General features: G+C 49.6%; 29 protein-coding genes. 15 read left to right on the top strand and 14 right to left on the bottom strand.

Annotated elements, in window-relative coordinates:
* The first annotated feature begins 136 nt into the window (after positions 1-136).
* From ACYQ2L_RS00370 to ACYQ2L_RS00360, 3 genes are read left to right on the top strand one after another with little or no spacing between them, the layout of a single operon-like run.
* The gene (locus tag ACYQ2L_RS00370; RefSeq protein ID WP_460049852.1) at positions 137-649 is read left to right on the top strand and encodes a hypothetical protein; all 513 of its coding nucleotides are present in this window, start codon (positions 137-139) and stop codon (positions 647-649) included.
* 38 nt (positions 650-687) lie between these two features.
* Positions 688-987: a type II toxin-antitoxin system Phd/YefM family antitoxin gene (locus ACYQ2L_RS00365; RefSeq protein ID WP_460049850.1), complete on the top strand. Its 300-nt coding sequence runs from the start codon at positions 688-690 to the stop codon at positions 985-987.
* Between the two features lie 2 nt (positions 988-989).
* Complete coding sequence (locus ACYQ2L_RS00360) at positions 990-1361, top strand: type II toxin-antitoxin system VapC family toxin (protein ID WP_460049848.1); 372 nt, start codon at positions 990-992, stop codon at positions 1359-1361.
* Positions 1362-1397: 36 nt separating this feature from the next.
* Here the strand turns inward: ACYQ2L_RS00360 and ACYQ2L_RS00355 are convergent, their stop codons facing one another.
* From ACYQ2L_RS00355 to ACYQ2L_RS00330, 6 genes are all read right to left on the bottom strand, one after another.
* The gene (locus tag ACYQ2L_RS00355) at positions 1398-4997 is read right to left on the bottom strand and encodes a DUF1565 domain-containing protein (protein ID WP_460049846.1); all 3600 of its coding nucleotides are present in this window, start codon (positions 4995-4997) and stop codon (positions 1398-1400) included.
* A gap of 84 nt (positions 4998-5081) precedes the next feature.
* Entirely contained in the window at positions 5082-5888 is an 807-nt protein-coding gene (locus tag ACYQ2L_RS00350; protein WP_460049844.1) for a CPBP family intramembrane glutamic endopeptidase, read from the bottom strand.
* 48 nt (positions 5889-5936) lie between these two features.
* Positions 5937-6272: a thioredoxin domain-containing protein gene (locus tag ACYQ2L_RS00345; RefSeq protein WP_460049842.1), complete on the bottom strand. Its 336-nt coding sequence runs from the start codon at positions 6270-6272 to the stop codon at positions 5937-5939.
* Between the two features lie 33 nt (positions 6273-6305).
* Positions 6306-6923, bottom strand: a complete 618-nt coding sequence (locus tag ACYQ2L_RS00340; protein WP_460049840.1) for a DUF305 domain-containing protein — start codon at positions 6921-6923, stop codon at positions 6306-6308.
* Positions 6916-7293 carry a hypothetical protein gene (locus ACYQ2L_RS00335; RefSeq protein WP_460049838.1) on the bottom strand — a complete coding sequence of 126 codons (378 nt, stop codon included), beginning with the start codon at positions 7291-7293 and terminating at the stop codon, positions 6916-6918. Before ACYQ2L_RS00335 ends, ACYQ2L_RS00340 begins: the two co-directional genes overlap by 8 nt.
* On the bottom strand, positions 7290-9329 hold the full coding sequence (locus ACYQ2L_RS00330) for a heavy metal translocating P-type ATPase (protein ID WP_460049836.1): 2040 nt from the start codon (positions 9327-9329) through the stop codon (positions 7290-7292). Before ACYQ2L_RS00330 ends, ACYQ2L_RS00335 begins: the two co-directional genes overlap by 4 nt.
* Before the next feature lie 200 nt (positions 9330-9529).
* Here ACYQ2L_RS00330 and lgt point away from each other — a divergent pair, with 200 nt between their 5' ends.
* The gene (gene lgt, locus ACYQ2L_RS00325; RefSeq protein ID WP_460049834.1) at positions 9530-10384 is read left to right on the top strand and encodes a prolipoprotein diacylglyceryl transferase; all 855 of its coding nucleotides are present in this window, start codon (positions 9530-9532) and stop codon (positions 10382-10384) included.
* Positions 10385-10387: 3 nt separating this feature from the next.
* Positions 10388-11977: an apolipoprotein N-acyltransferase gene (gene lnt / locus ACYQ2L_RS00320; RefSeq protein WP_460049832.1), complete on the top strand. Its 1590-nt coding sequence runs from the start codon at positions 10388-10390 to the stop codon at positions 11975-11977.
* On the opposite strand, the gene ACYQ2L_RS00315 is transcribed toward lnt, so the two are convergent.
* Positions 11895-12227: an LDCC motif putative metal-binding protein gene (locus tag ACYQ2L_RS00315; protein WP_460049830.1), complete on the bottom strand. Its 333-nt coding sequence runs from the start codon at positions 12225-12227 to the stop codon at positions 11895-11897. The two genes, lnt and ACYQ2L_RS00315, sit on opposite strands and share 83 nt — an antisense overlap.
* 89 nt (positions 12228-12316) lie before the next feature.
* On the opposite strand from ACYQ2L_RS00315, the gene ACYQ2L_RS00310 reads away from it, so the two are divergent.
* Both ACYQ2L_RS00310 and ACYQ2L_RS00305 read left to right on the top strand, forming a co-directional pair.
* Positions 12317-13228 carry a hypothetical protein gene (locus ACYQ2L_RS00310; protein ID WP_460049828.1) on the top strand — a complete coding sequence of 304 codons (912 nt, stop codon included), beginning with the start codon at positions 12317-12319 and terminating at the stop codon, positions 13226-13228.
* The gene (locus ACYQ2L_RS00305; protein ID WP_460049826.1) at positions 13225-13419 is read left to right on the top strand and encodes a hypothetical protein; all 195 of its coding nucleotides are present in this window, start codon (positions 13225-13227) and stop codon (positions 13417-13419) included. The genes ACYQ2L_RS00310 and ACYQ2L_RS00305 overlap by 4 nt, the downstream gene beginning before the upstream one ends.
* On the opposite strand, the gene ACYQ2L_RS00300 is transcribed toward ACYQ2L_RS00305, so the two are convergent.
* Genes ACYQ2L_RS00300 through ACYQ2L_RS00290 form a run of 3 tightly spaced genes read right to left on the bottom strand, consistent with a single transcriptional unit; the run spans position 13416 to position 15568 of the window.
* The gene (locus tag ACYQ2L_RS00300) at positions 13416-14018 is read right to left on the bottom strand and encodes a DUF1007 family protein (protein ID WP_460049824.1); all 603 of its coding nucleotides are present in this window, start codon (positions 14016-14018) and stop codon (positions 13416-13418) included. The two genes, ACYQ2L_RS00305 and ACYQ2L_RS00300, sit on opposite strands and share 4 nt — an antisense overlap.
* 1 nt (position 14019) lies before the next feature.
* Positions 14020-14997: a nickel/cobalt transporter gene (locus ACYQ2L_RS00295; protein ID WP_460049822.1), complete on the bottom strand. Its 978-nt coding sequence runs from the start codon at positions 14995-14997 to the stop codon at positions 14020-14022.
* Positions 14990-15568, bottom strand: coding sequence for a CueP family metal-binding protein (locus ACYQ2L_RS00290; RefSeq protein WP_460049820.1), 579 nt, complete (start codon positions 15566-15568; stop codon positions 14990-14992). The genes ACYQ2L_RS00295 and ACYQ2L_RS00290 overlap by 8 nt, the downstream gene beginning before the upstream one ends.
* Positions 15569-15690: 122 nt before the next feature.
* On the opposite strand from ACYQ2L_RS00290, the gene ACYQ2L_RS00285 reads away from it, so the two are divergent.
* On the top strand, positions 15691-15975 hold the full coding sequence (locus tag ACYQ2L_RS00285; RefSeq protein WP_460049818.1) for a metal-sensitive transcriptional regulator: 285 nt from the start codon (positions 15691-15693) through the stop codon (positions 15973-15975).
* 102 nt (positions 15976-16077) lie between these two features.
* Here ACYQ2L_RS00285 and ACYQ2L_RS00280 read toward each other — a convergent pair whose 3' ends face one another.
* Together ACYQ2L_RS00280 and ACYQ2L_RS00275 are read right to left on the bottom strand one after the other, a co-directional pair.
* Positions 16078-17382: a plastocyanin/azurin family copper-binding protein gene (locus ACYQ2L_RS00280; RefSeq protein WP_460049816.1), complete on the bottom strand. Its 1305-nt coding sequence runs from the start codon at positions 17380-17382 to the stop codon at positions 16078-16080.
* Between the two features lie 42 nt (positions 17383-17424).
* Positions 17425-18012: a plastocyanin/azurin family copper-binding protein gene (locus tag ACYQ2L_RS00275; protein WP_460049814.1), complete on the bottom strand. Its 588-nt coding sequence runs from the start codon at positions 18010-18012 to the stop codon at positions 17425-17427.
* A gap of 85 nt (positions 18013-18097) precedes the next feature.
* On the opposite strand from ACYQ2L_RS00275, the gene ACYQ2L_RS00270 reads away from it, so the two are divergent.
* Positions 18098-18796, top strand: a complete 699-nt coding sequence (locus ACYQ2L_RS00270; protein ID WP_460049812.1) for a ferric reductase-like transmembrane domain-containing protein — start codon at positions 18098-18100, stop codon at positions 18794-18796.
* Here ACYQ2L_RS00270 and ACYQ2L_RS00265 read toward each other — a convergent pair.
* Together ACYQ2L_RS00265 and ACYQ2L_RS00260 are read right to left on the bottom strand one after the other, a co-directional pair.
* Positions 18750-19478, bottom strand: a complete 729-nt coding sequence (locus tag ACYQ2L_RS00265) for a Crp/Fnr family transcriptional regulator (RefSeq protein WP_460049810.1) — start codon at positions 19476-19478, stop codon at positions 18750-18752. The two genes, ACYQ2L_RS00270 and ACYQ2L_RS00265, sit on opposite strands and share 47 nt — an antisense overlap.
* Positions 19475-19885, bottom strand: coding sequence for an RrF2 family transcriptional regulator (locus ACYQ2L_RS00260; RefSeq protein WP_460049808.1), 411 nt, complete (start codon positions 19883-19885; stop codon positions 19475-19477). Before ACYQ2L_RS00260 ends, ACYQ2L_RS00265 begins: the two co-directional genes overlap by 4 nt.
* A gap of 192 nt (positions 19886-20077) precedes the next feature.
* On the opposite strand from ACYQ2L_RS00260, the gene ACYQ2L_RS00255 reads away from it, so the two are divergent.
* Genes ACYQ2L_RS00255 through ACYQ2L_RS00230 form a run of 6 tightly spaced genes read left to right on the top strand, consistent with a single transcriptional unit; the run spans position 20078 to position 24635 of the window.
* On the top strand, positions 20078-21034 hold the full coding sequence (locus ACYQ2L_RS00255) for an SDR family oxidoreductase (RefSeq protein ID WP_460049806.1): 957 nt from the start codon (positions 20078-20080) through the stop codon (positions 21032-21034).
* Positions 21021-22031: a 3-oxoacyl-ACP synthase III family protein gene (locus tag ACYQ2L_RS00250; RefSeq protein ID WP_460049804.1), complete on the top strand. Its 1011-nt coding sequence runs from the start codon at positions 21021-21023 to the stop codon at positions 22029-22031. The genes ACYQ2L_RS00255 and ACYQ2L_RS00250 overlap by 14 nt, the downstream gene beginning before the upstream one ends.
* Positions 22028-22612 (top strand): bifunctional 3-hydroxydecanoyl-ACP dehydratase/trans-2-decenoyl-ACP isomerase, encoded by a 585-nt coding sequence (gene fabA / locus ACYQ2L_RS00245; RefSeq protein ID WP_460049802.1) that lies wholly within the window; start codon positions 22028-22030, stop codon positions 22610-22612. The genes ACYQ2L_RS00250 and fabA overlap by 4 nt, the downstream gene beginning before the upstream one ends.
* A gap of 2 nt (positions 22613-22614) precedes the next feature.
* Positions 22615-23088 (top strand): 3-hydroxyacyl-ACP dehydratase FabZ family protein, encoded by a 474-nt coding sequence (locus ACYQ2L_RS00240; RefSeq protein ID WP_460049800.1) that lies wholly within the window; start codon positions 22615-22617, stop codon positions 23086-23088.
* Positions 23081-24370 (top strand): beta-ketoacyl-[acyl-carrier-protein] synthase family protein, encoded by a 1290-nt coding sequence (locus ACYQ2L_RS00235; protein ID WP_460049798.1) that lies wholly within the window; start codon positions 23081-23083, stop codon positions 24368-24370. Before ACYQ2L_RS00240 ends, ACYQ2L_RS00235 begins: the two co-directional genes overlap by 8 nt.
* 16 nt (positions 24371-24386) lie before the next feature.
* On the top strand, positions 24387-24635 hold the full coding sequence (locus ACYQ2L_RS00230; RefSeq protein WP_460049796.1) for a phosphopantetheine-binding protein: 249 nt from the start codon (positions 24387-24389) through the stop codon (positions 24633-24635).
* The last annotated feature ends 2 nt before the right edge of the window (positions 24636-24637 follow it).

The raw sequence follows: 24637 nt of genomic DNA, 5'->3' as shown, positions 1-24637 counted from the left end.
ATATATCTGTAGTCACGAATTGTCAAAGTATTGTGATATAAGTATATATAATCAGCATGTACAGGTGCACATCCAGAATTGCTGTTACTCCAGGATTGATTTGCATCTATGCCGGCTTGGAACTACAATTTCCTGCATGCGGAAAGTAAGTGTTGTAATTCTGATCCTGTTGATTTTGATTGTGCCGGTTTATCTAACAGCTGAAACAGGTGGATGGAATTTTTCTACCCATGGAATAGAAGAGTACCTGCAGATCCTTGAGGACGTCATAAACAACAGGGAACACACGGTTTCATTGGAACACAATCTGGTAATAATTCAACGTGACTGGAACTGGAATACCCGCATACCAAACACTGAATGGTCGGGAGACTTTGAAGCAATGCATCTGATCCGAAACGGCCGTATAATAGGTCTTGACCGAAATTCCTATGATGCATTCCAGGTAGCTGCAAGACTTCTCAAGCCTGACCAGAATGCTGAAGATACGTATCGAATATCCATTATCAACTATCAGTTCCATGATCATCAGATCGCCATCCTGTTGCGAAACGACTTCTGGTTTCATTCCTTTGCTGCTGCCCTGGGAATCAACAAAGGCGAATACATAATCACCGATGTTCCGGATTTCGTGAATACTCATCCATAAAATGAAAATCAAAAAGCTCCCTATTTTATATTACACGATTGACTTCTGAACTCTCAGATACTAGATTTAAAAGACCAGATCTGGCATGGTCAGGAGTCAATATGGTTGTCAACACTATTACGTATGCAAAGGCCCATCTTTCTGCCATTATTGAAAAGGTTATCGAGGGTGAGGAAGTTATATTGAAAAGAGCAGGGAAGCCTGTCGCGGTTATTATGCCCTATCAGGATAATACAATCTCCCAGAAGCCAGGGGCCTTACGGGATAAAATCAGGGTTGAAGATGACTTTGACGAACTCCCTGCAGACATTGCGGCAGCATTTGGTATGGAAGCATAGAAATGGAAATTCTTCTGGACACCCATGCTATTATCTGGTGGCTTTCCGATAGCCCTGAATTGCCTGAACAATGGGCCAGTGAATTTGCAGTACCGAAAAACAACTGTTTTCTGAGCAGCGCGAGTGTCTGGGAGATTGCAATTAAATCAAGTCTTGGAAAGATTTCGATACCTGACAACTACCTGACTATTCTCAGGAAACAGGGATTCCTTCCATTACCAATCAGCTGGAGCCATGCTCCATCAGTTGCAAGCCTCCCACTGATTCACAGAGACCCCTTCGACCGGCTCATTATTTCCCAGGCTATAACTGAAAACATGATCCTCGCCAGCCGGGATAAGATAATGGAAGAATACCCGGTACAACTCCTATAAAACATGCAGGCCTCCCCCTCGCGATTCACCTATAGATTAATCTACTTCGTATGCTCCAATCGAGACCGGGACACTTCTCGGGTTCCCGAGGATATCCTCCGGCACCACCCCGAGCCATGCATCGGTGCCGCCTTCAGTCAATCCGACGGGAGAGTTGAGCGATGGTGCCCACCAGTCATTTCCACCAAGGATTCCCTCCAACAGCTGAGGATCAATGTTGACGTTATCCTGGGCATATGGCAGGTCATTCAGACCCACGAGAGTATTTATGTCAGCAAAACCGTCATACAGTAATGTGGCTCCCCACATGAGGTTATTGTGCAGCTCGCTGGGCTCCTGCCCGGCGCCGGACACATGCACAGCAGTACCGTTCCCGCTCGAAAGAAGCACATTGTTGCTGATTACCGGATTAACCAAATTATCTATGGTTATCAACCTGACCGTGTTCAGCTCGGCATTGGTGTTCACAATGGTATTATGCAGTATCTGGTAGGAATTATTGTCGGTTAGTATTACCCGAATGCCATTGAAGGTTGCTCCGGTTCCCGTACCACCCTGTTGAATTACATTGTTACGGATTATGTAGTAATCGTTTGCCTGAATACCGATTACAAATGCTCCCGGTGCATTGCCGAAATAGATGTGGTTTCCTTCAATAATCCCCGGATTATCAACCGCCGCAGCCTCGGTGGGGTTGATTGCATAGCGGGTCGACATTTCATGGGTAGTGTCCGCAAGTACAATCCGGTTATTCCTGATGTGTGCACCGGCGCTGACAGCGGTTATACCCCGCAGCGTAGTGCCGTTCGGTTCATTAGGATCCTCGGTAATCAGACTGTATTCTATTGTTGTATTCTGATTCCCCAGTCTTACTGCAGCCCTTGTACCGGTATCGCCCGGTCGAACCTGCAGGTATCTGGCGGTTGCCCCCGCAGCAGTAAGATTCAGGCTTGTTCCATCGCCGGGAGACGCCCGCAGAATGGTGTCATCTCCGCTGCCTTCGAGTGTAATTTCCTTGTTCACCAGCACTGTTTCCACGAACAGACCGGGTCCGACAAATACGGTACCCATTGCTTCAACCCGGGCGATTGCTGCGGTAATGGTAGCCAGGGGATACTCTTCCGTGCCGAGGTTAAGATCATTTCCTCCCTCTGCCGGATGAGCCACGTATACCGCAGCAGAGGCTGCCGTGTTCTGCTCGACCTGGAAGGGGCCAATGCTGACTGGCGCACTGCGGACTGCTCCCAGCCGGTCCTCCGGCACATCGTTGAGCCATATCGTCGATCCGCCAATCGTGAGGGCATCCGGAGACATGAGTGTCGGCGCATACCAGTCCGGCTGTGGATTTGCCGCGACATCCTGAACATCCAGAGCGGGATCAACAAAAACATTGTTCTCTGCCCATGTTTCTGCATTTAAACCTGTCATGCTGGACCACTGATTTACCGCGGTCATCATCATATTCAGACCGAAAAAGATATTGTTGTTCCATTCAGCAGGACTGGTGTCCAGACTGGATGAATATGCCAGTTCGCTTGATATCCCGTTTCCGTAAAAAATATTATTCGTCACATAGAGATCGGTATCGGGACCATGCTCGATCAGGCGTGCCTGCATGAACTCATTCCGGTTTATAAAGCTATTATGCAGAACATATGCCGGTCCCGGTCCTTCAACATACACAGCATAGAAACTATTGGCACCGCTGGTGTGCAGTCGATTTTCAATGACATTATTCGTCACATATATGTCTGCATTGTCACGGCGATATACTCCATAGACGGGTGAATCCTCACCGATAATATTCAGAATCTGTATCTGGTTTGAATCAAAAACGATTGGTTCTGCATAGCTGCCGCTGCCGGCATAGAAGGACGTACTGCCTTCATAGGCAATAAAGCGGTTATTACGAATTACTATTTCATGCTGATAATTTCCGTTGTCAGGCAATTCAATGCCGAAATCATCCACCACAACCCGAAGATTCTCAAGCAGTACCGGCCCCTGGGTGTCGGTAATCCGGATACTTACCCGCGGATCCGGATCTGATTCTGCGGGCTGAATACTGAAATTCCGCAGAGTTCCCCGACTCATGGTGATAGTAGGACCGGTATCAAAATTGGTGTTGTCAATCTCGGCCGAGCTTTCTGCCTGCAGGACAATGTCCTTGTCAATGACCAGCCCGTATTCACTGTACAGATAATCCCCGTCAAGAACCGTAACCGTCTCGCCATCACGTGCCTGGGCCACACCTTCAGTTATAGAGTACAGAGGAGACCCGGCTGTCGCATTGTTCGCATCGTCACCAATCAGATTATCTATATAAATCGCCTCCCGAATTGTGAATGATTCAGCAAATCCTGTTGATATTGATCCATAGGCGTTCACTGCCTCGACTGACCAGAACCACTGCTCTCCCGGAATAATTGCTGCGTAGAGCGAAGGATCAACAGCACCCGAGCCGTAGCTTGCAATAAATGCTGAGGGATCATTTGTCTGTACGAGTGATTCATTCTGCGATAAATACAGATTATAGCTGTCAGCCCCGGGGGCGGGTTCCCAGTCCATAAGTACATCCAGAGGAGCCCATTCCTCGAAGAGCACAGGGGCTCCGGTAATCAGATAGCTGCTGAACGATTCAATGGTCATAACTTCGAATACAAGCGGATCGGATTCTCCGAAATTATTATATGCTGTTATGTAGAAGTCATATGGGGTGCCTGGAACAGCATAGATATTCCCGAAAATCTGGTTTGCCGCAGAAACAGTCGAAATCATTGTTCCGCTGCCTGGGGTTCCTTCATAGAGACGATACCCGATCTCGGTAATAGCATTATCAAGCCAGGTGACATTGAAATAACCCGGGCCGCTCAGTTCAACCTGTGCTGAATCCGGCGCTTCCGGCGGCTGTGAAATCCGTTCAGGCGGGAGTACAAATCCAGCTTCTGAAATCAGATAATCATGAATACGCACGGCCTCGATAATCCGCGCCGCGACCTCTCCCCCCCGAAGCAGGTTAATACTGAGATACCATGTTCCTGAGGGAATCGCAGAATCATCAGTACTAATGCTCAATTCACCCAGGACGGTATCGATAGTAAGATTCTCACTGATATACAGAGGTGGACTCATATCCAGTTCGCTCACTGAATCGCTCCAGTACACCGAGACGCTGTCAATCAATTCCGGTGGCCAGGTCAGCGACACTTCAAGGCCTCCATTCCCGGATACCAGAGGAAACAGGTTAATAGAAATTGAATTGGCACCCGCTACAAGGACAATTGGAACCATTCCGGATGCATAGACTGCACGGGAGTCAGCGTCAAAACCAGCGATTTCGATAAAATAATCACCCGCGGCAATATCATTGAACAGAATTCCGTCATAAGGAACATCGTCAATCTGCATAGTCGGCCCACCGCCATCCGGGGTGAGCAGAGCCGAGTAGGACAACTCGGGAGCACTGTAACCGGCTGGCAATATCGTACGCGCTGTTTCATCAGCACCGAGTATTACATGCAATGAGGTTCGTTCGGCATCGGTGGAATCCTGCAGCTCAGTGCCGAGAGGATTCAGACAGCCTGAAATCAATAAAACCACGCACAGAAGAAATACCACATGGGATACTACTTTCATACAGCCCCCGAAAAATACAATATATAATAATATACTGTATTGCCGAGTAAATTGCTCAGGAACTGCTGAAAATTTTCCGGTTTTTTACGTTTCCGGACTGAATTTCCGGAAATGGCTGACAGCCATTGCTCCTGTAATACCAACCACAAGCAGAAAAATCAGAGTGTACATGAGGACCACCTCTTCACCATACTGCTCCAGCTGTAATTCCGATATCAACAGTCCATAACTGTTGAATACAACATGAATCCATATTGTCAGACGCAGATTGCGGGTACGCAGGTAGAACCACCCAAGAAAAAGTCCCAGGAAAAATGTATACAGGGACTGAAATGGATCCAGATGGATTGCACCGAATATTACGGCTGAAACAAGCACCGCGTAACCCGGCCGCATTTTCCGGACGAGCTGCCCCAGAACCACCCCACGATAAAGAATCTCCTCAATAATCGGGACACAGACTGCCATAAGCAGCAGCCTGACAATCATTGACTTAGGCATTAATTCCATAAGCATTTCAACATTGGATTCCTGCGGTATAAACGGCAGCATGGCAAGCATAATTGCTGCGAACAGACTCAGAAAATAGGCAAGCAGTGCAAAGAAACCAGCCATGACCCAGTCCCGGGCTACCGGTCTGCGCTTGAGATCAGGGAACACAGAATCCGGAGACAGGAACCTGAATGCCAGCCACACAGCAATTCCACCGGAAGCAACTATCGAGAAACCATCCAGCCAGGATGGATAAGGCAGACCCAGCTCTCCGGTAATACCGCTGACCACTCCAAGAAAAAATCCCATGGTGACCATGAGCCCGAGATGAATGACCGCAGTCATAATAGCTGCCTGCAGCGGCTTTTCTTCAAGATATACTATATTTTTCAGTTTCATAATAAACTTGAGTGTAGTGCCCCGAAATACAGCTGTCCAGCCGGACAGCTAATATCCGACCGTATCCATCTGTTCCAGAAATTCTTCAAGTCGACTCTCAATGAAGTCCATCGGAAGAACTCCGGTCATTTTTCCATCCAGATTATATATTCGGCAGCTATAATTATATCCAGTCGGCTTCTCTTTCGAATATAGATCATATCCGTTCACGAGAATGCTTGGGGAACCCTGAAAATGTAGCTCCTCGGCCAGCTCAGGTGCTGGCACTTCAATCATTTTTATTTTGATTGTGTTGTTATACCTGGACTCTACCAGGTTCTGAAGATTCTTCAAACTTTTCTCAGAGTTTGGACAACCATTAAAATACTGAAATTCTATTTCCATAAACGTCCTCTCCTATGAGGCAATGCACCTGTGTCAGTACCATTCACGATACAGCTGTTGCATATACCGGATTTCATCCAGTTGTGATTTGATAATACTTTCAGCCAGCTGTCGGGTATCCTCATGCACCTCATCCCCGAGCCGAAGCAGCATTCGGGAACTCATAACGGCATGCATATGATGCATGTGCATATCCTCAAGGAAGACCTTGTCGGCTTCTTCGGGGGTGAGACCATCATAATCCCGCATCATCGGTACATAGGAGTCGCTCTCTACTGTGTCAGGATGCCTGCTCTCCAGCCAAGCTCTCATCAATTCGATCTCCGCTGACTGTTCAACAACAATAGATTCCAGTAGTTCTGCCATTTCCAGGCGTTGTGTGAGTTGCAGCAGTTCGATCGATCGATCTACAGCTTCCTGATGATGGGGAATCATCATAGCAAGAAATTCCGCCTCTGATTCGGCCGCCATCATTCCATCCGGGCCCATCATCTCGCCAGGCTGCATCATTCGGCCGGAGCCCATCATTCCCTGAGCGAACAGGACAGGGGCCATGAGCACCAGGAATACAGCTGGTAAATAGATATACAGCCGAAGTACATGATTTCTATGGAGATTATCTGTCTTAGCTTCTCTGTTTTGCTTATACATCTTTATCTCCTTTTTCGCTATCTGGCAGCAGTTCGGGAAATTCATAGACAACCTTTCCGGCATCACTGACTTCCATTCGTACCCGCTGGTAATCCACCATAGACTGCAGCAGGTTTTCAGCGGCAAGGGCATCCATTCCCAGTCCTACCACCACATCAGAAACGGTCAGCGCACCTTTGCGACTTGCTGCCAGCCGGTAGACAGCAGTCTCTGTAGATCCGGCAGTTCCGGCGTTTATAGTGTTCTCTCCAGCATTTCTGCGGTGTCTGAGCTGGTACAATCGATACAAAGTGAATCCACCAACACCGAAAACAAACAGGGGTACGAGCATCATGAAAAAACCCATTCCGAATCCCATTCCATGCATCATATATTACTCCGTCGTATAAGCTGTGCGTTCACAGCTACAATGACCGTACTTGCCGACATCAACACTGCCCCGACGGCCGGGGACAGCATAATCCCGAATGCAGCAAGCGCACCTGCTGCCAGCGGAATTGCTGCAATATTATACCCTGCTGCCCACCACAAATTCTGGACCATTTTCCTGTAGGTCACCCTTGACAGGTGAAAAATGCGTGGAATATCGCGTGGATCAGAACGCACCAGAACAATATGTCCTGCCTCAACCGCTACATCAGTTCCTGCACCGATCGCGATACCAAGTTCTGCAATTGCGAGAGCCGGGGCGTCATTCACGCCATCTCCTACCATGGCAACTTTTTTTCCGGATTTCTGAAGTTCCTTGATCTTTTCCGACTTGTCCTCTGGAAGCACCTCGGAAAACACAGTGTCGATGTTCAGTTCACGAGCTACTGATTCAGCTACTGCCCTGGCATCGCCGGTAAGCATGACAATCTGGATATTCAGATCATGCAGCTCACGCATTACCTCTTTGCTCTCTTCCCGGATTGCATCAGCAACCGCAAAAACCGCGAGCACACTGCTATCCTGTATAAGATAGATAGCTGCCTGCCCCCGCTCGGCAGCGCTTTCAGCTGCTTTCCTCAAGACTTCAGGAACCTCCACCGAATGGTCATCCAGTAATGCAGGACCACCTACCGCATACTCAACTCCATCTACCTTTGCAGAAACTCCCTTACCGGGTATCGAGTTGAATCCTTCAATCCCGGGAATCTCAAGTGATCGATCCCTGGCTGTTGCTACTATTCCGCGAGCGATTGGATGTTCCGATTCTGATTCTACTGCAGCACTGATGGACAGGGCCACGTCCTCAGCAATACCATCTGCAGTCTGCATTTCTACCACCCGAAACTCACCGAGAGTCAGCGTACCGGTCTTGTCAAAAACCACGGTATCAATATGGCGTGCCTCTTCCAGTCCCCGCCGGTCCCGCACAAGTAGACCCGCTTTCGCACCAAGGCTAGTAGAATTGGCAACTACCAGGGGAACGGCCAGACCCAGGGCATGCGGACAGGCAATTACCAACACGGTTACTACCCGGATAATCGCGAAATCAATACTTGCACCAATCAGCAGCCAGACAATCAGCGTCGTCACACCGGATACGAGTGCAACAGCCGTCAGCCAACGAGCTGCCCTGTCTGCCAGATGCTGGACCCGGGACTTTGACTGCTGGGCATCAGATACCAGTCTCATAATTCCCGATAGCCTGGTTTCCTCACCTGTACCGCTTACCTCTATCCGTAATGAACCCGATCCATTGATTGTCCCGGCGATTACCTCATCACCCTTGCTTCTTGTAGCCGGTCGGGACTCGCCAGTCACCATTGCCTCATTGATCTTGCTCTCACCGCTCTGCACACGACCATCTACCGGAATGCTGTCCCCTGGCCGGACAAGCACAATGTCGCCCTTCTGTAAGTCATGAACCGGAACCTCACGCTCCTCCCCTCCGCTGACAAGAACTGCAGTATCGGGGAGCAGTTTAGCCAGTTCCTGCAATGCACCCTGCGCCTGGCTGATTGAGCGCATTTCGATCCAGTGGCCCAGGAGCATAATAGTGATCAGGGAAGCCAGTTCCCACCACAGGGCCTGAGCATCCAGCAAACCGAATTCGACAATCAGGGAAAAAGTGAAAGCCACACTGATAGCCAGTGAAATGAGGGTCATCATTCCCGGGAGCAATGCCCGGATTTCCTGCCATGCACCCTTCAGAAAAACCAGTCCGCCATACAGAAAAATCAAAGTCCCGAGTACCGACGGTATGAACTGAGCTCCGGGAATTTCAAGGGCAGTAAAACCAAGCAGCTGCTGGATATGCCCCGACCAGTACAGAACCGGGAATGTCAGCAGCAGAGAAATCCAGAACTTCGCCCTGAACATCGCAGGATCATGGCCTGCATGCTCTTTATGGTCATGTCCTGCATGATTTTCCTTTGTGTGCTGTTCGTGATGATGCTCTCCGTGTTCGTGTTCGTGCATTACCGCCTCCTATGTTAAGATAATATACCCCTATAGGGTATGTCAAATTCACTCTGTACAGCCGAACTGTTTAATCTTTTTTTTGTATCCAGGCTCCGGAAACTCGGGTAGCAACCGCCCCAAGCAGGCAGGATTTCAGGCCCGAGATACTACCAAGAACATACTTGACAAGCCTATAGGGTACCAGGGTATGGTACATTATGCACAATGTATTATTCAGCATCGGGCCATTCACCCTTACCCTTCTTGGGCTTTTCTCCGCACTCGGCATGACAGCCGGCTTGATTCTTGTCCGCAGGATAGCAGGGCAGAAGGCATATGATGAAAACCAGCTCCTTTCAATCGGGCTGGTTGCAATTTTATCCGCAATTGTCGGAGCGCGCTTGTACTATGCAATCGTGTTTTCACCGGAATATTTCCTGGCCCACCCAATGAGAATTTTTGCATTCCATGAAGGTGGCCTTTCGATACAGGGAGGATTACTTGGTGGTATTATCGGAACCGTCCTGTACTGTCGTATAAGACAATATTCTTTCTGGCAGGCAGCCGACATATTTGCACCGGGGATTATCCTTGGGCAAGCCATAGGCCGCATTGGCTGCGATGTTTTCGGAATACCTGCCTCACGCTCCTTTTTCTGGACTGTACAGGTCCAGGGAGAATACCTCCATCCAGTGCAGATCTACGAGTCCCTGCTGAATTACGCCCTGTTTCTTCTTATCTGGAGATTACGCGACCGTACTCATCGTCATGGCGAGCTCTTCCTGATTTATGCCATAGGATTCGCATTTAATCGATTTGTCGTGGAGTTTTTCCGCAGCAATCCCCAGGCATATGGCCAGCTGACAGTAGCCCATGCGGGAAGCCTTGTTATGGCAGCTACTGCACTGTTTATTTTCCTGTATCGCCGCAAGACAACTGCAGCATTCAGCATTGTGGCGAACAAACATACAACACGAGCAACATCCTACGGACGAGACAGCATTCTGATTGCTCTCCTTGCATCAGCATCGGTTATTCTCTACTACCTGATCCACCTTGTACTGCTTGTCTGAGCTATGATCGGTATTATTCTGAGTATTGCCTCAGCAGCCCTGTATGCTGCTGCCCAGCCGAATGAGCTGTTCAACTTCGGAAGTCCTATAATCGGACTGATAGCACTGGTTCCGCTGTATATTCACATAATCAAATCAAGAACTATTCGCAGCTCTCTCTTGATTCTTGCTGTATTTGGCGCTTCAGTAACCCTGTTTATGCATTACTGGCTTGGTAATTTCGGCTCATTTGCCATCTGGTCTCTTGGAGGTCCAGTACTCGCATACACACTCATGTATACCGCCCTGGCCCCGATGCTCCACCTTATGCGCAGACTCCCTGGAGCACTTCGACCCATTGGTTTTTCGATCACATGGACAGCCTTCGAATTTCTGAAAGGTCAAGGTTACCTTGGATTCCCCTGGGGGTACGCAGCCTACAGCTTCAGTAATGTTATTCCTCTCATCCAGATTACTGACCTTACTGGAGTGTACGGCCTCAGCTTCATAATAATCTACACTAACTCTCTAATTGCAGAATTCATTGCCCGCAGAAACAGGCAGACAACAATTGGCCTCCTGATTGCTGCTGTGCTATTCGGCCTGACTACCGCATATGGCTACATTCGATTAGGAAGTCTACCTCCTGCTTCCGCAGGTATCAGCCTGCTGCTTGTACAGCAGAACACCAACCCATGGCAGCCTGACAGCCTTACTGGAACCATAGAAATTCTGGAACGACTTTCCGAGCCAGCAGGTAATAACAACAATATTGACCTTGTAGTATGGAGCGAAAGCTCAATTCCAGTACCCTATAAAGATCACCGAGAAAAATTCGGATTCATTCGGAATCTGAGTACACCAGTCCTGACTGGCAGTCCCTATTTCTCTCGATCATTACCAGGTGGTCAGGCATGGAATGCAGTTATACTCATTGATCCGGAAAACGGAGATATTATCCAGAGATATGGCAAGCGACATCTCGTACCTTTCGCAGAACACATTCCATTCCATGAGACTGGTCCGGCACAATGGTTTTTTCGGAATATCCTGGGAGTCTATGCCACATGGACTCCTGCCAACGAGGTAGTACTATTCAAGATTCCATTAAAAGCCAGCCCGCAAGCTGATATATCGGTCGGGGTTCCCATCAGCTTTGAAGGATCATTTGCCGGACTGAACCGGGACTTCGTCATGAATGGTGCAGATCTTCTACTGAATCTGACAAACAATTCATGGTCCCAGACAGCCTCGGCACAATATCAGCAATTTGCAGTTACCCGGTTCAGAGCAGTAGAAGCCCGAAGACCTCTTGCTCTGGCAACCATATCCGGACTGACATCCACAGTAGATATCAGCGGAGCAATTATTGACAGCATCCCCATGTTTACAGAGGCTTCACTTGTGAGCACTATTCCGCTCTATCCGAATATGGAAATAACCCCATATCACCGAGGCAATGACACATTTGCCTACATCATTCTGATTAAATCAATCATACTTCTGGGCTTAGCACTACTCCTTAAGTCGATCAATCCTTACCAGGAAGATCACAACAATCCATTCGGCGACCGCCAAAACTTTCCTGATTATCCCGCGCCAGACGATCAATAAAACGGGCGATCGGATTTTTCTTCTTTGGGAGATTCTCCACAGCTCCAACTTCAATTATTGCAGCACGAATGTCCTGATCAGAAACTGCATGAGGATAATAATTCAACCTGATTTCACTTCCTACCAGATTTACTATTTCCACTCCCGGTAGTTCACCAAGACGATTCAGGAGATCAGACTTTTGCTGTTCTGTAAGCTCCCTGGAAATTTTCAGTCTGAATACTTCCGATATATCTGTAAATTCCAACATACCTTCATTATAGCATACCCCCCGAGGGTATGCAAGGGAATAACAATCTAACTTGACAAACTCAACAAACTAAAATAGGGTACTGGGGTATGCTATCGTCAAAAAACAAAAAACACATCTTGATTGGATGTATCGCTGCCCTGGCTTTATCCATGATCTTTTTTACCGTTACCGCTGCAGTAAACAGGAATTCACTTACAGGCCTCCAGCGCGAAATCAGTCGAGTCTGGTACTGGGTTCTGCTACTCTCGACGGGATTTGGATTACAAAGCGGTTTGTTCAGTTATATTCATGCCAGCATGCGTAAAAAATCCCTGACTGCAGAACTTGCTGCCAGCGGAACGATATCCAGCGGAGCGATGCTGGCATGCTGTGCTCACGCCCTGGTAGGACTGCTGCCCTTACTGGGTCTTTCAGGCCTTGCTGTACTACTTGCAAGGTACCAGCTGCAGCTGATTCTTTCTGGAATTCTGTCAAATGCCATTGGTTTTACTGTCATGATGGGGACCATAAAATCCCACAATTTATACACACAAGGAGGTCGTATGGAACGACTATCTTCACCAAACTGGAAACTGATCCGGGTCTTTATCCTGATTACCGGACTATTACTGATTGGAATGACAGGTCTGTCAGCAGCCGGTCAATCGCAAACTGGAACTGACAGTCAATTATTGCACAAGGCAAATGACAACTATAATGGGGTAGAAATAACTGTAGTTCCGCGAAGTGACTCCGATAATCAACAATTTGAAATTTCTGTCAGTTTTGACACACATGTTGCAGATCTGGATTTTGATCTCACAGAAATCACGCAATTACGCGACGATTCAGGCAGAAAATATGCACTCCTGTCGGAAGAAGGTGATCCTCCGGGAGGACATCATAGAAGCAGTATTCTGGTTTTTGAAGCAATCAGTTTACCGGCTCGCCGGGTCGAACTAATTTTCAGGAACATCAATGGGGTAGATCGTATTTACTCATGGGAGCTGAACAGATGAAAAAACCAATCAGTCATTCGAGCTTGATGCTGCTGTGCTGTGCTCTTCCAATCGTCATTATGTTGCTCTTCACTGCCGGAATTATCGCACTACCAGCTAATCTCGCACCTTTCATACTTCTGCTCTGTCCGCTCATGATGATTCCAATGATGTACCTGATGCACAGAAATCACAAGCACAAGCAGGATTAAGGATTCCACTTTATATGCAGCAGTTCCGGAACTATTAAATCAAAGTAATAAGTATAATCAGGCCGTTTGCGGAGTTCACTTGTAATATCCGCTGGCCTGATACCTTGTACACTGAATGGTTCTTCGGAGAATTCCATATAGGAATAAAAAGATTCATCGAATGATCCGATAGCGAGTTCACGCATACCATCAATTCTGGACGAGGAAGACCCCCCTGGCTGACGAAGTGGAACCAGGAATTCATATATCAAGGTTCTTTGAGCGACATCTGCCCGGAAGTCTTCGACGACTTCAATCTTCAACGGTGAATCATCAATGAGAATTGTACTGAAATAATTGAAGTTAGCAAGGTTCTCAAATGCTCCTGCACGCAGCCGCTCAATCTGTTCTGCAGAAAGAGGACCACTTACAGAACCAGCAAAATCAAGCAGCATCATTCTGCTGAAGAAATCGTCAAACTTCCAGCGAAATCGAACTCCATGTGGTACTCCATCAGAAAACTCTATCTCAACTGAGGATTCAATAAAAACGTGAGGATGAGCGGTGATCATTTTAGGGCTGAGAATCAGCAAACACAACAGAATTAATAGCTTTTTCATATCAATACACCGGTCCACTCCACATCCAGAAAATACCGAACAGTATAATCGCTACAGCGGCGACTATCTCGATACCATGATGCAGTACATTGCCGAAGCGACCCCCAACATGCTCAAAAAGATGATGTTTACCGGTAACCGCGAGCAGACAAACAGTAACCAGGGTAATCGCCATACCAAATGCAAACATAGATATTGCCAATAGTCCGACAGCAAGGTTACCGACAGCCAGAGCAAACAGTAGTATCATTGATGATCCCGGGCACGGAAATGTAGAGGATAGCACGATTGCGGGAAGCATCCTTCCCTGCCCAACCCATCTCGCAATTCGACCTGGTGGCCGGTTACAACTGCAGTTCTCATCATGGGCATGAGAACTATGGTGATCACCAGGGGTTTTAATCAGCCTGATTTTTGGCCAGAGCATGACAAATCCAATTGCTATTGCCGCCAGGGCAGTAATCCGCTGGATCACAACAGTTGTACTTCCGACCGCTGCAGTAATTGACACATTCAGGAAAAACCAGGCCACCAGAACTACAACTGCCGCGGCAAAGGAATGCAGTAACGCCGTACTGATCCCTGCTATGACCGCATGACGTGGTCTGGAATCTGATCCTATAAAATATGCCAGCAACAGGGTTTTTCTATGTCCAGGCAGGGCTGCATGAACCATGCCGTATCCAAGAGCAATCGCTGCGATCAGAAACATTGTTAAAAAGCCAGCTTCAGTTCCTCCATCCATCAGCTCAGATAGCTGCCGGTTAAAGCTTCTCTGCACCTGAGCCGGGAAGATTCCGGATACCCTTCTAAACACAGTTCCATCAACCGCCTCACTGGAATTCTCAGTTCCAGCTCGAGGAGTCATTTGCTGTCCGGTGCCATCGGTAAAAGGATTCGCATATGCAGCAGGGGATAGCCGGATCATTGAAATTATTGATATAAACAGAATTAGAAATAACAGATTCAATTTATGCATTGTTCTGCTCACTTTGCACCAGCTGAATGTCAGTAACACAGGTCCGGCTGCCGGAAGTGCCGGAAATAGTCCCTGATCCAATAGCACCATCCATTTCTATCTCCAGGGTGTACACGGCATCACGATCAATCCAGATTTCAAAAAAACCATTTCTGGCTGTTGAAATCCGACTATTCTGGACAATATCCCCGTCCTCATTGATAAGAACGATGTTCATGTCTCTGTTTTTCAGCTCGCCGCTACAGCTGCTGAGATAATGAACGTCGCATGGATGCGTCATGTCCAGAAATGGTGCAACTGCTATATACATCCGATCCTCGTCCAGAGGAAAGCTGATTCTCTCACCATCGGGAAAAACAGCATTAACCGATACATCATCAACCCAGGATTGAACGACAGCCCTACTTTCAGTCCATTCGGTAATCAGGCTTACCAGGCCTGGTCCGTCGAGATCAGATCCTGTCCTCAGTATCAGCGCCTCAGCTTCATAATTTATAAATAGTGTATATGTCAGCACACCAAGTACCGCGAGTACTGTCAACGAGCCTGTCATCACAAACCTTCTCTTCATCCGTATAACCTCCAGTAGTTGATAGACCATAATAGCCTACGGGGGTATAGTATGTCCACATATATACACAGCTCGCTTAATTGACGCTGACCGACTATTCAACTAAACTTCGAGGATACATTATGATGGATGATAAGCAAAAACAAAAAGCTCTGGATAGACTCAGCAGAATTGAAGGACAGGTCAGAGGAATTCGCAGGATGGTCGAAGAAGACCGGTACTGTATGGATATCCTCACCCAGACACGCTCAGTCTTTGCAGCAATCCGTGGCGTGGAAGAATATATTCTGGAAAACCACCTGCACACATGCGTTACCGAAGCTATCCGCAGCGGCGATCACAACGAGCAGTCACGCAAAATGGACGAAATCATGGAACTGATCAGCAGGATACGGAAAAGCACCTGATTCCTGTATCCCTCTCCCGTAAACAAGAGTTCTGACCCCTCCCGAACCTGCCGAAGGGCCAGAACCGTCCTTCTTTATAGCACCATAATTACACTTGAAAGATCAATCAACAACAGTAATTTTAGCTCTCATGTAGGGGTGAATCGAGCAGATGTACTCATATTCTCCAGGCTCGTTGAATGTCATGCTGAAGGTTTCCGCATGATCCAGCAGCTCTGATCTGAATCGCTCGTTACCGTCTGCACGTACCACAACTACATCATGCTTGCCGGTTTGTTCGCCTTCGAGCATGTCAAACACGTCTTCGTTGATCCAGGTCACGGTGGTGCCGACCGGGACTTCGGCTCGTTTCGGGACATAGCTGTTACCGACCATCTGAATATATACTCGGTCGCCATCACGGTATCTGACCGGAATATCCAGCTCTTCATCACCGAGTCCGAATGGGCTTACAAATCGTTTTGGATTATCTATGGGATCGGTTCCAAGTCCTTCACTGCGCACCTCACTGATCCTTGGGTGATCGGGACTGGAGTGCATAATTCCTACTGCTCCCTTGATTGCCTGGGTACCGAAGGCATGTGTCACCAGGGTGAAGGGGCCTTCTCCCGGCACAATCCAGTCGATTACCCAGCTGTCTGTCGGTCCGCTGACCACCGATTGCGTACCTTTCATGAGGTTTTCCGGATTCCCTCCGTAGTAGATGTGGTCCCAGATTCCACCGACTGCATGAAATGTTGATGTCATGTTCGGTCCGACGTTCAGATAATAAAAGCGTACGTAGTCATCCGGACGCACCAGAATAGGATCACGGACGTAACGGAAGGTTTCTCCATTAAACATAACGTACAGGGCTTTCCCGTCAAAGAAATCACGACCATCGGCATAGACCTCGTGCTGAATAAGGTAGACCTTCACATCTGGTTCCCGGCCGAGATCCTTCTGCATCTGGTACTGTTCCTTAGGTTCGACCACCATCATTCCGAACTGACCACCCATGGTATGGGTCATGATTCCGTGCCCGCCTGGAGCACAGTGGTACATGAATACCCCGGGAAAATCAGCGGTGAAGGTCAGTGTCCGGGTTTCCCCGGGAGGAATATTTCCCACAAAATTCGAGGTTTGTGCGTTGGCTGCATGGATTGATAGTCCATGGGTTACAGAGTCCTCATTGATTACGGTGATTTCGACGGTATCTCCCTCATTCACCATCAACTGTGGCCCCGGCATAATTCCGTTAAAAGTAAAGCCGTCAAAAGTCACGCCGTCACCTATATTCAGGGTGTCCGAACGGGTAATCAGTTCAAATTGCCGCAGCTCGCCACCTTGTGTACCGGTATCACAACTGCTGAGCAGCAATACCAGAATTGCAACCAGCATGGCAGATTTCAGTATCATTCCTTTCATAATTATCTCCTTGTCCAATATCAAGCTCTGATCTATCTCTGATCAGTAGAACACCACGCCGTCACGCATAATCTGCTCGACATCGGGCAATGCACGGACTGCGCCTGCCGGCAGGCCTGCCGTATCAACTGCGGGTGATGCATCGGGACTCCCGACAATAATCCGCCCGACATGTCCGGATGCTTCATGAGGTATGCAGAAATAGTCATAGACACCCTCTACTGTCAGGGTTATCTCGAACTCCTCGTTTCTCCGGGTCAGGAGTGAAGTATCCCAGGGTTCAGCCCCTTCCGGTATCCGAAGCGTTCTGCCGAAGTCTCCATGATAGGCGGTAGCTGAGTGCATGCCGGATCGATTCACAAAGCGGATTGTAGTCCCCGGTTCCACGTGAATACCAACCGGATCGCTGTAACTGCTTCCTCCGCTGGTATACATTCCAATTATCACTACACCATTATCTGTTTCGATCTGACGCTCGGTGCTCCCGGAATCAGTCTGCTCCTGAGTTTCGGTGTGATCAGAACTCTGTTCTGATGCTGCCTCTGAAACAGTTTCATCCGAATCGCATCCAGTGAATCCCAACAGAACCATGGTCATAATGACGGCCAATAAACGTGTTGTGTATTTCATAACAAAGTCAGAATACAGCAGAAAAAGTCTACCGAAATTGATCCTGATCAATTTAATCAGCTATTTTCCGGATTATTCTATTGATATGAGTAAGAAAAAAACTGTCTTGAAGTTACCCCCCGAGATGCGGAGCGCACGCTGGATTATTACGCTGATCGCTATTACCCTTCCCCTGCTGCCGATTGTGGTTTGGTTGCAGACAACCTACCCGATATACCAGGCCATGGGCATGGGCTGGTTCACTCTGATTTATCTGCCGGCCCGCGCCCTGGGTCTGGTTGGATTTGTACTGATGGTATATCAGTTTGTAATGTCGACCCGTTTTGCAGTCATAGAAAAGGCCTTCACCCGGCCACTCATATTCAAACTGCACAAAAACCTTGGGTTAACCGGATTCCTGCTGATGCTGATGCATGGTTTATTCATGCTTGTCTTTGACATTGTAATGTCAGGTACCGTACAGCTTGATGCAGCCCGACTTGCCGGTATCGTCTCTTTGCTTATCCTGATTATATCGGTAGGCGCTGCCTTGTGGTGGAAGCCGCTGAAACTCTCACGAAAAACCTGGATGGCTATTCACCGGCTGATATATCTGGTACTTCCGCTTGCGCTGTATCATGCAATTGCCCTTGGAACCAGCCTGCAGAGCAGCCGCTGGCTGATGGGACTATTCTATGCCCTTGGCGGGATATATCTCGTAACCCTGGTTCGCCGTACGCAGCAGGCTGTACAGGATTTCAGAAAGAAGCAGCGTCCTCGGCAAGCCGCAGTGGATCAAGGATAAGGATTTTCCTGCCATGTGCCTTTACTATCCCTGCGTCCTCAAGCCGGCGCAGGGTACGTACGGTAGCCTCCACCGTCATTCCTGCGAGCTCCGCAAGTTCCTGCCGGGGAGCAGTAATCTCCATGGGTTCGTGCATATCGCAACCATTGGTTTTACTGCACATTTCCCGGAATGCACTGATCAAGCGCTGCCCTGAACTGCAATAGGCCATTCTTGTTGCCAGCTGCTCGGCATGATCCACCTCGACTGCCAGCAAATGGATGATCGCATCCCTGACAAGGGGATCAGAGGCAATGAGTGATTTTATTACTCCAGCAGGCAGGAAGGTAATTCTGGTGTCCTCCAGGGCAATACCCGAATGACTGAATGGATGACCAGCCAACAGGGATTGATAGCCCACAATATCACCAGGACCCAGTATTCTCAGGGTCAGCTGCTTACCCTCCTCGGTTTCCTGGAATACCTTTATTGTTCCCTTACAGATAACCCAGATTCCGGATGGCTGATCCCCGGTATGAAATAGATACTGACCACGATCTTTATTGATATCAACCCGGTTACTGGATATCATGCGGCTGGATTCTGCCGACGGACTGCATCGAAAAAAACACCTGGCGCAGCAGTGTCCCGCCTGGGCATGGTATTCACGAGTTGATCTGACACCTGTTACGCAGATATTCATACCTCTACCCTCCCTGCGGCAACTTCCGCAACGGTCGCATCATGAAGCAGACCCAGATACTGATCCCGAACAGGCTGCCATCGCCTGTGTATAGAACACTCATGCGGATCCGAGCAGGCCTTCTGTCCCAGAAAACACCCTTCCCATCGACTGACCCGGTCAATCGGCTCGACAATTTCATAGAGTGAAATGAGCTCAGCAGCACGAGCGAGTCGAAACCCGCCACCGGCACCCTTACGTGAAACAAGAACTCCTTGTTCCGCCAGGCCCTTAAGTAACTTGGAAAGATAGTTTGGTGGCGCCCCGGTGGAGTCAGCAATAGCCCCCGCCCCGGCGAATTCTCCCTCCGGCAAGCCCGAAAGACTGGCCGCGGCTTTTATGGCATGCAAAGCAGTAACTGAAAGCATAGTTAGCTCCTTCCTGTTAAATAGGATAAGTACATGCTATTATCGCATTAAATCCGCGTTTTGTCAGAGGAAATTGCAGAATTACGTGCAATTTCCTCTTCATATCAGTAGCGAATTCAAGATGTGCGCCAAATTGATAGTCGGTCGATAACCGGCTTGACATGTCGGTCAATAACCGACTAAATAAAAACTATGAAATCACTAGCTTTTAATGATCAGGAATGGGCTGTTATTCTCGGAGGCTCAAGCGGCTTCGGCCTGGCCACCGCCAAACGCATGAGTGAAGCAGGACTCTCGGTCTGTGTTGTACATCGGGACCGTAAAGGAGCCATGGCACGTATAGAGCAGGAGTTCGCGGCTATACGCAATTCCCTGCAGGGGAATGCCCGGTTTCTTGCACTTAATCTTGATGCGCTCAGCCCGGAAGGCCTGACCACAACCATAAATGAACTGAAAGATGCCGGAGCTGCCGGAAACGTCCGCGTATTACTGCACTCGATAGCTTTCGGAAACCTGAAACCAATCGCCCCTGTCAAAAAAGACAGGCAGGAAGCAAATGCTGCCCTTCTGGCACGCCTGGCAGACGAACTGGGCAGCAATTCCGATGCGGTTCAGGCTGCTCTCGCAAAACTGCTGGATGAAGGTCACGATGCCGTTTCAGCGCTTGTTCCACCCGTATACGGCGATAATCTTATAGAAAAAGAAGATATGGATCGCACTATATACAGCATGGGAACCAGCCTGCTGACCTGGGTTCAGGCCCTTCATGCCGACGGCATGTTTGCAGCAGATGCCCGTGTATTTGGCATGACCAGCGAGGGCAACGACATTGCCTGGCGCGGATATGCTGCAGTTTCCGCCGCGAAAACAGCCCTCGAAGCAGTAAGCCGCTCGATTGCAGTTGAGTTCGCTCCCTACGGCATCCGGTCAAATATTATCCAGGCTGGAGTCACCGATACCCCTGCACTTAAACTTATTCCCGGCAGCGGTGCTATGAAAGCAGCTGCTCGCCAGCGGAATCCTTTCGGTCGCTTGACGACACCCGAGGATGTCGCCAACGTCATTACTCTTTTGAGCATGCCGGAAGCCGGATGGGTGAACGGCAGTCTTATCAGGGTAGACGGAGGAGAGCATATTGCCTCTGCATAATCTGTATCTGCATGGTGTCGGGCATTTTCACCCCGATACCGTGATAGATAACAAATTCCTGGAAGACCTCGATATCGGTACCAGTGATTCATGGATCATGGAGCGGGTCGGTATTCGTACCAGGCGGAGTGTACTGCCGCTCGACTACATTCGTGACACCCGGAATGCTGACCCACGGGCAGCCCATGAGGCGGCCGCCTACAGCAACGCTGAATGCGGAGCCCGGGCTGCACGAATGGCAATGGACCGTGCGGGAATCAGCCCCGATCAGGTAGGAATGGTAATCGCCGGCGGCTGTTCTCCGCAGTACAGCATTCCAGCGGAAGCCTGCACCATCGCCAACGAGCTTGGAATCAGCGCTCCCTGTTTTGATCTTGGTTCAGCCTGTTCCAGTTTCGCTGCCCAGATCGGCTTCCTCGAGCAGATGCGCTCGGAACGGATGCCAGACTACATCCTTACAGTCAACGTAGAGAACACCACTAAAACAGTTGATTATACAGACCGCAACACCGCCGTGCTCTGGGGCGACGGCACCGCCGCCGCAATCGTGTCCAGCCGCCTCCAAGGCCCCATAGCAGTCACACACAGCCTGCTGCACTCCGACCCCACGGGCTGGGACAAAGTCTGCATTCCATCCGGCGGCTTCTTCCGCCAGAACGGCCCGGCTGTGCAGGGCTTTGCAATCCGTAAAAGCGGTGCCTGTCTGAAAGAACTGTCCGCGCAACTGAGTCGCAAGGATTACTGGTTTATCGGCCATCAGGCCAACCTGCTGATGCTGCAGTCGGTAATCAGCCGCGCCGGCATCAGCCCCGAGCGCCACCTCTACAACGTCAACGACTTCGGAAACTGCGGAGCCGCCGGAGCACCCGGGGTTCTCTCACAGAACTGGAACAGTTTCCAGGCCGAGGACGAAATCGCACTGGCAGTTGTCGGATCAGGACTGACCTGGGGCGCACTCGCCCTGAAAGTACTTCAATCAACAAAGGATCAATCATGAAATATCAGGACTACCTGGAAAAATCATCACTGAATAAGGAAGAAATCATGGCTCTGGCATGGGGCAGCCTGGTGGATGATCCACCGGAGGGCGGACTCGCCTGCCTTCCTGCTCCACCCATGCTCATGATCGACCGCATTCCGCTCATCGAGCACAGTGGCAACCGCGGCCGCATAGTAGCCGAACAGGATGTACACCTCGACGCCTGGTTTTTCCAGTGCCACTTCCGCAATGACCCGGTTCAGCCCGGCTGTCTGGGAGTCGATGCAGTCTGGCAGCTCATCGGTCTGTACGCTGGCCTTCGCGGAGCGCAGGGCTACGGGCGGGCGCTCGGAATCAAGGAAATAGAATTCCAGGGCCAGATTCGTCCGCACAACAAGGTGGTACGCTACGAAGTAGCTATCCGACGCTATGCCGATCTGCCGGCTTCCGGCAGCGCAGTAGCAATAGGCAATGCCGAGGTCTTTGTAGACGATGAACTGATCTACACCATGAAAGATGCCAAGGTCGGTATTTTCAAGGGCATTCAGTATGCCAATTACCCACACCAGAGCCCACAATCCCTGGGCGGGAGGATGTAAGTATGGAAAATTTCAGAGGAGAAAAACTCAGCCCGCAGCGTTTGCTGGAGCTGCTGCCGCAGCAGCATCCCTTCCGTTATGTCGATGAGATCCTGGAAGTAAACGAAACCAGCATTCACGGACGATACACCTTCCGGGAAGATGAATATTTTTACCAGGGTCACTTCCCCGGAAAACCGATAACCCCGGGGGTTATTCTGCTGGAAAGCATGTGTCAGGTGGGGGTCGTCTGCCTTGGTATTTACCTTGTTGGACTGGAACTGCCACCGGAAGAACACAGCAACTGGCTGACACTTTTTTCAGATGCCGAGGTCGAGTTCAGCAAAAGCGTACTCCCCGGCGATACGGTAGATATCCGTGGTGAGCTGCTGTTCTGGCGCAGGCGGAAGCTGAGAGCCAGAGTCACCATGACGAATCAGCACGGTGAAGTCGTTGCAACAACAACTGCATCAGGAATAGGAGTAAGAAATGTCTGAGCTGGCACACAATCAAAGAGTAGTTATTACCGGAATGGGAATTGTTGCGCCGAATGCGCACGGACTCAAGGATTACGAAACCGCCTTGCGCGAAGGCCGATCCGGCATCCGCTTTGTTCCGAAGCTGGAAGAACTCAAATTCAGCTGTCAGGTAGGCGGAATACCGCAGGGCATAGAGGAAGTTCAGGGCGACTATTTTTCTCCTGATCTTTTGAGGGCCATGAACAGTTCGATGATCTATGCCGGAATCGCGGCCATCGACTGCTGGCGCGATGCCGGACTGCCTGAACATCCCGTTGAAGACGCTGTGGTTGACTGGGATACCGGCGCGATTATCGGCACCGGTATCGGCGGCGCGGACACCCTGGGAGACAAGGTCGTTCCGAACGTCAATGACGGCCGGACCCGTCGCCTGGGAAGCACCATGGTTGAACAGACAATGGCAAGTGCCGTAAGCGCACGCGTCGGTGGCCTGCTTGGCCTGGGCGGACAGGTCACAACAAACTCCAGCGCATGTTCCACCGGGACTGAAGCTATCATAATGGCATACGACTACATCCGCAGCGGACGCGTCAAACGAATGCTGGCCGGTGGGGCCGAGGGTCACAGTCATTACATCTGGGCCGGATTCGATGCCATGCGTGTCCTGGGCCGCGGGTTCAACGAGACCCCTGAAAAGGCTTCCCGCCCGATGAGTGCCAGTACCGGCGGATTCATACCCGGCTCAGGTGCCGGCGTACTTATGCTTGAATCCCTGGAAAGCGCCCTTGAGCGTGGAGCAAAAATCTACGCCGAGGTTCTGGGCGGATACATTAACAGCGGTGGTCAGCGCGGCAAGGGCAGCATGACAGCCCCGAATCCTGAGGGTGTGCGACGCTGTATCCAGGGGGCGATCGCTGCCTCCGGTATAAATCCGCAGGACATCGAACTTGTAAACGGTCATCTGACAGGAACAATGGCAGATCCGCTGGAAGTAGAAAACTGGCGGGCCGCCCTGGATGTAGCTCCACATGAGATCCCCCTGATTAACGGTACCAAATCGCTGATCGGCCACGGACTCGGAGCAGCTGGAGGAATGGAATGTGTAGCTGCTGTTCTGCAGCTGGACAAGGGTTTTGTACACGGATCGGTAAACTGCGAGGATCTGCACCCGGATCTCGAAGCATTTGAAAGCCGTATTGTACGCGAAACCCGCAACAGCGATGCCAGCATTCTGGCAAAAGCAAGTTTTGGTTTTGGAGACGTAAACGCCTGCGTAATATTTCGCAGAGACACAAAATAATCCTGAGGAGGATACTATGAGCAAACAAGAAGTTTTCGACAAGGTACTGGGCATTATCGGTCCATTCGCCAAAGATGATGAGGCACTCAAGAACGCCACAGAATCAACCAATATCCTGAGTGATCTCAAGGTCAATTCAGCCCGTCTGGTAGACATTATCCTGGATTTTGAGGATCAGTTTGAAATCGCCATTGATGACGAGGATGCTGACAAGATCCAGACTCTTGGCGATGCTGTGACCAAGATTCTTGAGCTCAAGGGGTAATT

It is taken from the genome of Spirochaeta dissipatitropha (assembly GCF_054657935.1).
The sequence above is the reverse complement of the archived record's forward strand: the minus strand, read 5'-3'. Positions and strand labels throughout refer to the sequence as shown.